The sequence below is a fragment of the Desulfovibrio sp. 1214_IL3152 genome, assembly GCF_036763055.1.
In the GTDB taxonomy this organism is placed as follows: Bacteria; Desulfobacterota; Desulfovibrionia; order Desulfovibrionales; family Desulfovibrionaceae; genus Desulfovibrio.
Map to the genome: position 1 here is coordinate 1 of NZ_JBAIYW010000014.1, position 6,925 is coordinate 6,925.

Here is a 6,925-nt window from a genome sequence, read left to right on the forward strand (position 1 = left end):
CGGAGGCGCCCAAGGCTCCGGCCAAGGCCATTGACGACCCGGCCATCGCCGCCCAACTGCAAACGGCTCCGGCCGGCCTCAAGGCCGCCATCGCCGAGCAGATCAAGGTCGCTCCCGAAACCTATAACGCCAATGCCGAACCTGGGTATCTCGGCATTCCCGGCGGCCCCAAAATCAATATGATTCTGGCTTTTGGCTGGGCCTTGTGGTTGGGCTGGATTTTCTCCACCGTGGGCGCTTTTGGCGGCGTTATGGCTGGTGTGGGCCACATGACCGTGCATGGCCTTGGCAACTACGCAAAATCTTTCGGCAAAACACCTCTCAACAAGTCCGTCACCGACTCGGTGCGCGCTTCCAACCAGATACTCGCCGGGCTTTCAGCCGTCATCAGTACCTTCAGCTACTATCGCCTGAAGCGTCTGGTGCTGCCCTTGGGCTTTGCTCTGGGCCTCGGCTCCATCGGGGGCGCGTACCTGTCCACCTCTCTCACAGCGGGCAAGCTGAACTTTTCGTCCTATCAGGGGTACTTTGGCCTTTTCGTTCTGCTGCTGGGTCTTTACCTCATTTGGGAAACGTCCCCTGCGGGGCAGCGCTCCAAGGCCAAGGCCAAGGAAGCTTCCAAGGCTTTTGAGACCGCTGCCAAGGGCAAGGGCGACGGCGTCCCGGCCCCCACAGGCGTCAAGCTTGTTTCTTTCAGTATAACCCGCTGCGTATTCACGTTCTGCGGCGTGGAATTTTCCTTTAACCCGCTGCTGCCCTTTCTCGGTGGTGTTGTCATCGCCAGTATCGCGGCCTTCCTTGGCGTGGGCGGCGGCTTTTTGCTGGTTCCCTTCATTACCAGCGTAACCTCCCTGCCGATGTATCTGGCTGCCGGTACTTCGGCCCTGGCCGTTCTCGTAAGCATGATCACGGGCATCACCACTCTTATGCTGCACGGCGTAATGGTGGACTGGAACCTGGTGAGCATTGAGCTTGTCGGCGTAGCCGTGGGGTCTATCATTGGACCCTTTACGTCGCGGTTTTTCTCTGAAATCTGGCTCAAGCGCCTCTTTATCGTGCTGGCCCTGTATGTGGGTACAGACTATGTGTTGCGCGGTTTCTTCCAGATCAGGATGTTCGGCTAGAACCGTTCATGCTTGAAATGCGCGGCAAGGATTTGTTTTAAATCCTTGCCGCAAAGCTGACGCCGGCGTGCCTGGCCTGCCGGAGCGGCTGGTTCAAGCTTGGCATCATGTTTCAGTTTGGATGCGGCCCGGGCGTGGATCCGGCTTTGCGACTCCGGTGATTTTGACGGTCTGTCTGGCGGGAAATTGCGTGTTCAGCACCGGTTTCCGTGCGTTGCGGCCGCCTGCAAAATAATGGCGCGGGGAGAATTGTCTCCACCGCGCCATTGCGTTATACTTCAGCAGTTCTTTTCATACACCCAAGCCCGGAAGGCGCCACAAGCTTCCTCTACAGCCATGGAAACATTTCTGATCTGGATTGACCCTGTTTTTGTGCTGCCTTTCCGTGTGATACCGCATCCGGAAACAGGCTATATTTTCGGCATGGGTTGTCTGGCGCTTATGGCCGTCATCATTGGTCTTGTCACGCTGAGCTTTGCCAACAGGCTGCATGCCCGGCGGCTGAAGAAGTATCAGGATCAGATGCAGCACTACCACAAACTGGGTGAACAAGCCCTGACGGGGGGCGACAAACAGGCATTCAAGGCCGTAAACCGTCAGGGGCATGAAGCCTTTGGTTACCATTTTTCTCTGAGTGGGGCGCTTTTTGTGGCCTCATTGTGGCCTATCCCCATCATGTTTGCCTGGATAAGATTGCGCTTCGGGCTGTTAAGCCCGGTGCTGCCGTTTGAGTTGCCCCTTTTCGGCAACCAGCCGGGCATGATTTTCTGGTTTTTGCTCTGGTATATTCCCTTGCGCATGTATTTTTCACGTGTGTGGCGCAAACTCCAGCTACGTAAGCGTGAGCCGCTTTCGGATCAAAAAATCATGTATCCCTGAAGCGTATGCCTTTGTGTGTCTTGCGAAATCGGGAAATGTTTTTTGAGCGGCGGGACCGGAAAAGAAGTAATCGTTTGAGCATGTATTGACAGTGAATTTCAATTTCATATAATACGTTTTCCGAGATAACGGCTTTTCCCGTACCGCAAGGAGAATTTATGGTCACACGATTTGGCACTTCGCCGGAAATGATCATTCAAAGCGTTGAGGAAAATGACTCCACGTTTCTGCTGGCTATTGACAGCGCAGGCTTGTACATGACGACCCCCAATTATGTGGGCAAAAGTATGGCAGACCGCAACCGCTATAGCAGCGCCGCCCGGCAGGACGTTGCCGCCCGGCTTGCTGCACTGGGCCTGAATGCTGAAGAGCTTTGGAAGAACAATCAGCACCTGATTCAGAGCGAGACCGTTTCCGCCAAGAAGGTGAACCCTCTCAAGGCTTCCAAGCGCGGCTCCAAAGGGTAGGGCTGCTGCCGTGTAACATGCTGGCATTGCTTTCGATTGAGATGCCTGTGTGGCGGGCGGCAAAGGGGCTGGCAGGGGCTGGTCCCCTTTTAGACAGTGTCGTCACGAGCGCCTTTCCCGGTATCTCTGCGTCGAACTTCGCCTTTTATTCCGGTCGAGTACCATAAGAGTACACTCTCTGCATAAAAGGCTCGTTCTCCTTGATATACCAAGAAAATTCATCTCGTGACGACACTGTCTAGGTTAGCCTCTGCATTCCTTCCGTATTACCTCAGGGGCGGCCAAATATCTTATGGTTGTTCACCTTTTCCCTCACTCGGTTTGCTGTCGTCTGGTAACTCCAGCTTTACCGATTTGGGGAGGGTGGGTAGCCTATTGGAACTTTACACTTAGAGCGTTTTAACCTTGAAAAAGTGAAATTGCTCTAGACGCCGCGCAATGCCGTCAGCGAGACTGCACGATAAATAGGGCAGTAACAGCAAAAATATGGTGGAAAATTGCTGTGCAGTAACCGTTTCAGGCTTGGATCAAGAATAATCTCAAGCGTTAACTGCTCTACATCGAGAGCAGTTAACGCTTGAGATGTTTTGTCTTCAGGGGGCAAGCGCCCGACATCAAGGCATAAACGCCGCTTCTTTGCACAGCAAAAGATGGAGCGGCATATTGCCTGCTTTGCGCATGCCCAGGCGCAAAGCAGGCAATATTTTATGGTTGCACTTTTTTTTCTGTCGCCTTTTCGTATTCTATGGGGCGGCCCTGGCTGTCGCAAAGGTTTATCAGCAGGGTTTTTCCGTCATCCGCAACTTTGAAGAGGCCAAAGCGGGCCTGTTCATAGCGTTTTGCACTGCCTTCTTCAAAATAAAATGCCGAGGCCGCAGTGAGGACGCTGTGTCTGCGTAGTTTATAGGACAGCAGAAATTCGCCATCCTGCAAGGGGCCGCCGTTATACAGGCGCACAAATTCCGCAGCCCCGGCAACGGGAGCATTGCTTATCCGCAGCACAGCCTGTCCCTGATCGGGGATGACGCGGTTAGACGCTTTGCGTTCTTTTTGGGGATCCATCAGGGCCGAATAGATCTTTCCGTTAACCACATAGCTGAGGCTCATGTAGTCGCCCATAAGCAGGGCGCGCGGGTCTACGGGGGCCAGAGGCAGGAGCACGGTTTTGCCGTCTGCGATGACGTGTTCCATCTTTTGCACGGAGAATATGTACCCCGAGAAAAACAGCAATAATATCGCAATGATATATATATTACGCATGGGCGGCCTCCTTTCCCGTAATTTTTGCGGACCACATGCGTAAAATAAGAGCCAGCAACAGCAGGGCAGTGCCGCTTATCGTCAGATACAGAGATTTTTCGGCAAAAGAAACATTAAGCGTGTAGTAGTAAAAGGTCATGTAGATCAGCAGGTATGCCAGCACAAATCCCTGCATGACCATATTGCCCATCTGCCGCGCCAGCGCCAGACCCAGAAGGGCCAGGACCGCGCCCGGCAGATATAATGACAGTACCAAAGAGGCGGCCGCACCCAACAGCGCGGCGATGCGTGCGCGGTTGTGCCGTCCACGGCCTAAAAATACGGCAAGGTAGCTCAAGCCCAGGGCTGCTCCTATGCTCATGCCCTGACTGCCGCTTATAATCAGGATACCTAGTGTAAACAGATACCATGTGACGAGAGAATATATCTGGCAGACCAACATGCCCGCATACGCGCCGAAAAAAATGGCGTCGGCGTTGTGAGCCTCGGTTCTGCCGCGCCACGATTTTTCATGCAGGCAAAAATGCGCAAGCCCCAGGCTGATGGCGGCCCACCATACCAGGGGCAGATACATAAGAATTCCGCTTGAAACTACTGCCTGTCTGTCCGGTTCGTTGGAAAACAGAAAGTCCAGGCCAAGAGCTACCGTCGTAACGACGCCCCCAGCCGCAAGAAAAGTGTAGGGCGGATTTCGCATGATCCAACCGACAATAATCAACAGCAAGGCCAGCAAAAAATAGCTAAACCCGGTGTTTTCGACTGTGAGAAACAGGCTTATGGAAATGCCCACTGTGCCTGTAATGGCAAGGGCAAAGCCGAAATGGCGTGAGAATATGGTGTTTTTTGCCAGCAGGACTCGGCCCAGAAACAGGATGGGGATGGACGCTACAAAGATGGCCGCTTCTTCATTGGTGATGATTTGCAGGGTTACAAAAATGGAAAAAGCAAGAAAACCAGTGAAAAGGATGGCCGCCAGCCAACCCCCAAAAGCCGGCAACATCCTGACATACCAGGGTGAGCGGGGGGTATTCACAGTCGGCAAAGGCGTTTCCCGAGCTATCACGCCCTGGCTTTGCAGGTGTTCCCACAGGCTTTGCCAAGAAATCCCCGGCGCATCATGAATAAAAAAGGAATAACTGTGCGGCGGCGTGGTCTCTGTGTTATTTTTTTCCGCGGCCATACTTTTTTGCAGATGCAACAGCAGCTTTGCCAGGCCCGCAGTGATACCCGTCACCATCAGCCCCCACAACAGCAGGGCCGCGCCGGTTCCGGCTTTGAAAAACAGTTCCGCTTCAGCCAGAAATGCCAGGACAACCGTTGTCGCCGCACCAAGCAGCACGGCCAGCATAAAGAGGTCTGGCTCTTTTTGGCGATACCACCACCACGAAATGCCGCCAGTTGCCAGGGCAAAAAACGGCACAAGACCATGTGGCAGCCAGAGGAAGCCTTCGTTTGTCAGGGAATAATCAGAAAAAATGTACACCAGCAGATATGCAGTGCAGCGAGCGATCAGATCAAAGAAAAGCAGCCTGGGCATCCAGCGCGAACACAGCCATGATTCCTGGGCGCGCTGTGCGGCCCGCCGTGCGGCCCATTCCCATATGATGATGGCGCTGGCAATGACCAAAAGCCATTCGGGAAGGATAAAAAAAGCGCCGAGGGCATCAAACGGCGAGGAAAAACTGCGGCCAAACCAGAGGGCTGCGAAAATACTGCCCACGATCCACGCGGTAAACCACAGGCCGACCTGTCTGCCAGCCAGCGCCAGCAGACAGAGCAGGACCGTCCAGACCCTGAAAAGCTCCCACAATTCCGCGCCGGTTTGATAGGTTTGGCCGAATACGGCCATCATGGGGCCCATGCAGATGCCGCAGGCCAGCAGCAATATCTGTCCAAGCCGTGTGTCAGGTCCGAGAACGACCGCTCCCACGCCACTTGCCGCCACCAGAGAACCCACAAGCGCCATGCGGCCAAAAGGCGAAATGGTTCCCCAGTTCCAGGCAATGAAGCAGATAACGCCCGCCAGAAAAAAGAGCGCCCCACCCATCAGAAAAATGTGCCGCCAGTAGGTCAGCCAGGCTTTGCCGTCCGGTGTGAAGCCACAAAATTCCAGGGATTGTTGCCAGGCTTCCGGGGAGAGCGCTCCTGCATCGCACAGGGCGGTCAGGCTTCCTCGTGTCAGGGAAGGCAGAAGGTTTTCGGTTGCGCCGTCTGCGCCGTCTGCGCCATCTGCGCCATCTTGGACAGCGCTGGTGGCTGTGATCTGGCATCCGGCATTGGATATGTCATTGTTCATAATAGATTCTCATGGTTGCGTTGCCGCCGCAATGGAGTTTTGGCGACCGGGGACTCTGATGAAAAGACGGGGCAAACAGATTTTCCCGTAGTGGAATGGGTGTTTTTAGAGCATTTTAACTTTGAAAAAGTGTAAATGCTCTAACGCTGCACGAAAGTGCAGCGCGCCACAATGTGGCGTGGATTCAGCCGAAAATCGCATTTTTCGGCTGAATGAAAGCTTTGAAATGTGAAGCATTTCAACGTTAATCTGCTCTAGAGCAAGCTGTCTTGTATCTGCAGAATGCTGCCGCGAGAGCCGCGAGTGTTAAGACCGTGGGGATTTCGTCCGTTTTTGTGCGGCGTAAAGAATGCGCTCTTCGTTGCGCAGGTTCACCTTTTGCCAAACGAGGCAGGTTTTCGTATTGGCAGGTCCTGGGTATTTCAGGAGTGAAATACCCACAAGGGAATGGGGTTGCAAACCCTTGCTTGAAACAGGCGCAGACAAAGCGCGCCTACGCCTGTTTCAAACATTGATGGCGTCAGATGAAAAGATTTTTCAGTCTGTGGGGCTGGCAGCGCAGATACTGCCGGGGCGTGTCGGCAATGGAGACGCCCAGAGCCGCCGCGGCATGCCAGGGCCAGCGCGGGTCATACAGCATGCCCCGGCCTATGGCCACCATATCGGCCTGACCGCTGACAATAATGCCCGATGCCAGTTCCGGCTCCGTGATAAGGCCCACGGCTATGACGGGCAGACTGTCGACAGCCTGCTTGATGGTCTGGGCCAGATGCACCTGATAGCCGGGGGCAAGCTCAATTTTCTGTTCGGGCGTCAGGCCCCCGCCGGAAACGTGGATAAAGGCGGCTCCGGCCTTTTCCAGCTGCTGGGCCAGCACAGCGCATTCGTTCACATTCCAG

General features: G+C 54.4%; 6 protein-coding genes. 3 read left to right on the forward strand and 3 right to left on the reverse strand.

The genetic code is table 11. The annotated features are described in order from the left end of the window. Positions 1 to 29: 29 nt before the first annotated feature. The 3 genes from V6C07_RS00265 (at position 30) to V6C07_RS00275 (ending at position 2,470) form a co-directional block, all read left to right on the forward strand. A complete protein-coding gene (locus tag V6C07_RS00265) occupies positions 30 to 1,124 on the forward strand; it encodes a sulfite exporter TauE/SafE family protein (protein WP_333534339.1) in 1,095 nt (364 codons plus the stop codon). Positions 1,125 to 1,460: 336 nt separating this feature from the next. Beyond that, on the forward strand, positions 1,461 to 2,003 hold the full coding sequence (locus tag V6C07_RS00270; protein ID WP_333534332.1) for a hypothetical protein: 543 nt from the start codon (positions 1,461 to 1,463) through the stop codon (positions 2,001 to 2,003). Positions 2,004 to 2,161: 158 nt separating this feature from the next. Beyond that, a complete protein-coding gene (locus V6C07_RS00275) occupies positions 2,162 to 2,470 on the forward strand; it encodes a hypothetical protein (protein WP_333534334.1) in 309 nt (102 codons plus the stop codon). A gap of 705 nt (positions 2,471 to 3,175) precedes the next feature. On the opposite strand, the gene V6C07_RS00280 is transcribed toward V6C07_RS00275, so the two are convergent. The 3 genes from V6C07_RS00280 to V6C07_RS00290 form a co-directional block, all read right to left on the reverse strand. Beyond that, positions 3,176 to 3,730, reverse strand: a complete 555-nt coding sequence (locus tag V6C07_RS00280) for a GDYXXLXY domain-containing protein (RefSeq protein ID WP_333534335.1) — start codon at positions 3,728 to 3,730, stop codon at positions 3,176 to 3,178. Continuing rightward, positions 3,723 to 6,026 (reverse strand): DUF4401 domain-containing protein, encoded by a 2,304-nt coding sequence (locus V6C07_RS00285; RefSeq protein ID WP_333534337.1) that lies wholly within the window; start codon positions 6,024 to 6,026, stop codon positions 3,723 to 3,725. The genes V6C07_RS00280 and V6C07_RS00285 overlap by 8 nt, the downstream gene beginning before the upstream one ends. Positions 6,027 to 6,546: 520 nt before the next feature. After that, a partial coding sequence (locus V6C07_RS00290) for an oxidoreductase (RefSeq protein ID WP_333534338.1) occupies positions 6,547 to 6,925 on the reverse strand: 379 nt, incomplete at its 5' end.